Source organism: Streptomyces candidus, from assembly GCF_014207445.1.
GTDB lineage: Bacteria > Actinomycetota > Actinomycetes > Streptomycetales > Streptomycetaceae > Streptomyces > Streptomyces candidus.
Genome location: NZ_JACHEM010000007.1, coordinates 260,563 through 263,873, shown reverse-complemented (window position 1 = coordinate 263,873; position 3,311 = coordinate 260,563). Strand labels below are relative to the sequence as shown.

At 68.2% G+C, this 3,311-nt stretch carries 2 protein-coding genes; one reads left to right on the top strand and one right to left on the bottom strand.

Translation table 11 applies throughout. The annotated features are described in order from the left end of the window. Positions 1–186 precede the first annotated feature (186 nt). Positions 187–1,218, bottom strand: coding sequence for a GDP-mannose 4,6-dehydratase (locus HNQ79_RS16185; protein ID WP_173317329.1), 1,032 nt, complete (start codon positions 1,216–1,218; stop codon positions 187–189). 275 nt (positions 1,219–1,493) lie between these two features. Between HNQ79_RS16185 and HNQ79_RS16180 the strand changes: the two genes are divergently transcribed. Next, entirely contained in the window at positions 1,494–3,251 is a 1,758-nt protein-coding gene (locus tag HNQ79_RS16180; protein WP_185031575.1) for an ABC transporter ATP-binding protein, read from the top strand. Positions 3,252–3,311 lie beyond the last annotated feature (60 nt).

Here is a 3,311-nt window from a genome sequence, read left to right as displayed (position 1 = left end):
CTCAACTCAACCCATCTCGACAGCCAGTGGCCGAACATGAATCACGCGGGAACATCTCGCGCTCGCCGTGCAATACGAAGAATTGGAAAGCCACATGGCTTCGCAGCCGTTCAGCGGGAAGCCATGTGGCGATTGTCGTACGGACCGCGGCGGGATTTCCCTAGTCCTTTGCGGTCCTTCTGCCGACTACCAGTTGGAGGCCAGCAGAAGGTCTCCGTATTCGTGTTCCCGGGAGACCTGATTCAGGTCGGAATCGACCATCATGCTCATCAGTCCGGGGAAGTCGACGGTGGGCTTCCAGCCGAGCCGGGCGCGGGCGTGCCCGCTGTCGGCACAGAGGACCTCGACCTCGGCAGGACGGACCAGCGCGGGGTCGATGACGACGTAGTCCTGCCAGTCCAGGCCCACGTGGTCGAAGGCGATGCGCACCGCATCCCGCACGGAGTGCATGGTGCCGCTGCCGATCACGTAGTCGTCCGGCTCGTCGGGTTGCAGCATGAGGTGCATCGCACGGACGTAGTCCCCGGCGAAGCCCCAGTCGCGTACCGCGTCGATGTTCCCCAGGTGCAGCTTCTCCTGGAGACCGAGCTTGATGCGGGCGACGGCCAGGGATATTTTCCGGGTCACGAACTCCGAGCCGCGGCGCGGGGACTCGTGATTGAAGAGCATGCCGGAGACGGCGTACATCCCGAACGACTCACGGTAGTTGCGGGTGATGAAGTGCCCGTACGCCTTGGCGGCGCCGTACGGGCTGCGCGGGTGGAACAGCGTCGACTCGCGCTGCGGGGTCTCGGCGGCCTTGCCGAACATCTCCGAGGACGACGCCTGGTAGAAACGGATCTGGCCGCCCGACGTGGTGCGCGAACCGTTCAGGCCGCTCACCATCCGGATGGCCTCCAGAACACGCAGCACACCCATGCCGTTGACCTCGGTCACCAGCTCGGCCTGCTGCCACGACATCGGCACGAACGAGATCGCGCCGAGGTTGTAGACCTCGTCGGGCTGCACGGTGTCGACGGCGGAGACCAGGCTGCCCTGGTCCATCAGGTCGCCGTCCACGAACGAGAGCTCGGAGACGAGCCGGCTGACCCGCGACTTGCGCGGGTTGGCCTGACCTCGGTTCAGCCCCCAGACCTCGTAGCCCTCGGCCAGGAGATGCTCGGCCAGATAAGAACCATCCTGGCCGGTAATACCGGTGATCAATGCACGCTTGGTCATACGAACCCCTTCTCGACCACGGAGAGACCGCCCAAACGCACAGCTCGGTCGACGACCTCGCATCGAATACGCTTCTGTCCGGACGATAGACATCGGCACGCTCGCAAGCCGCCGACCACGGTGTCAAGAAATCCCGCGCTTACTAGGAAATTCCCGAGTCGGGGTCCTGCACGGAAGGCAGGAAGGGGCAGAACACTAGTAATTTTTGACACCTCGATGGGGTGCACTGTGTGCGTCGGCGTTCGGGCCGGCTCTGCCAACCGGAGCGTCTTTCCGTGCTGCTGAGACTTCTGCGTACCCATGTGCGCCCGTACCGGCGTGCCGCCGCCCTGCTGATCCTCCTGCAACTGGTCCAGATCCTCGGGACGCTGCTGCTGCCGACGCTGGGCGCGGCCCTGATCGACAACGGTGTGGTCGCCCGGGACAACGGCTACATCGCCCGGCTCGGCGCCGTCATGGTCGCGGTGGCGTTCGTCCAGGTCCTCGCGGCACTCGGCGCGGTGTCCCTGGCCTCCCGCACCGCGATGGCGATGGGACGCGACATCCGGTCCGTCGTCTTCCGCCGGGTGCTGGACTTCTCCGCCCGTGAGGTGGGCCGCTTCGGAACGCCGTCGCTGCTGACCCGCACGGTCAACGACGTCCAGCAGGTGCAGACGCTGACCCAGTCGGGCTTCGGCATCGTGGTCGCCGCGCCCCTGATGTGTCTGGGCAGCATCGCGCTGGCCCTCCAGCAGGACGTACCGCTGGCCCTGGTCCTGGTACTGCTGGTGGTGGTCGTCGCCGTGGCGTTCGGTCTGCTCCTGGCCCGTATGGGCGCGCTGTACGCGCGGATGCAGACGGGTCTTGACCGGCTCGGCCGGATGCTGCGCGAGCAGATCACCGGAGTGCGCGTGGTGCGTTCCTTCGTCCGGGACGGCTATGAGCGCGAGCGGTTCTCCCGTACGAGCACGGATCTGTTCGACGTCTCGCAGCGGGTCGGCCGCCTCATCGCGTCGATGCTGCCCGTGGTGCTGCTCCTCATGAACGGCTTCACGGTCGCGATCCTGTGGGCCGGCGCCCACCGGATCGACGGCGGGGCCATGCGCATCGGTGCGCTGAGCGCGTTCCTGATGTACCTCTCCCTGATCCTGATGTCGGTCGTGATGGTCGCGTTCGTGTTCCTGTCGGTGCCCCGCGCGCGGGTCTCTGCCGCGCGCATCCAGGAGATCGTCGGCACGCCGTCGAGCGTCGTACGGGCGCCCCGGCCGGTGCCCGCCGCGCCGGACGCGGTGGGTCATGTCGAGCTGCGCGGGGCGCAGTTCCGCTACCCGGGCGCCGAGAAACCGGTCCTCCAGGGGATCGGCCTGACGGCCGGGCCCGGGGAGAGCGTGGCCATCCTCGGCTCCACGGGCAGCGGCAAGACGACCCTGCTCAACCTGGTGCTGCGGCTGTTCGACGCCACCGAGGGGTCGGTACGGGTCAACGGCGTCGACGTCCGGGAGCTGGACCCCGAGGACCTGGGCCGGGCCGTGGGTTTCGTACCGCAGCGCCCGTACCTGTTCTCCGGGACGGTCGCGAGCAACCTGCGCTTCGGCGATCCGGCCGCCACCGACGACGAGCTGTGGCGGGTCCTGCGCGTCGCCCAGGCCGACACGTTCGTCGCGAACATGCCCAAAGGGCTCGACACCGAGATCGCCCAGGGCGGCACCAACGTCTCGGGCGGCCAGCGCCAGCGGCTCGCCATCGCGCGCACCCTGCTGCGCCGGCCCGCCGTCTACCTCTTCGACGACTGCTTCTCCGCGCTCGACCATGCCACGGACGCCGCGCTGCGGACCGCCCTGGCACCGGAGACCGCCGGAGCGACCGTCATCACCGTTGCCCAGCGGATCGCCCAGGTCCAGTACGCCGACCGCATCGTGATCCTCGACGCCGGCCGTGTCGTCGGCACGGGCACCCACGACGAACTGCTGCGCGACAACGCCACCTACCGCGACATCGCCCTCTCCCAGCTCACCGAGGAGGAGACCGTTCATGGTCTCGCCGCACGGCCGTAGGGCCTGTCTTCGACGTCACCCCCGGCCGGCGACGCCCGGCCCGCACCCGCGCCGCGCCGC

Excerpts from the sequence above, each read along its gene's own strand:
- HNQ79_RS16185 (WP_173317329.1), bottom strand. The coding sequence starts at position 1,218 with ATGACCAAGCGTGCATTGATCACCGGTATTACCGGCCAGGATGGTTCT.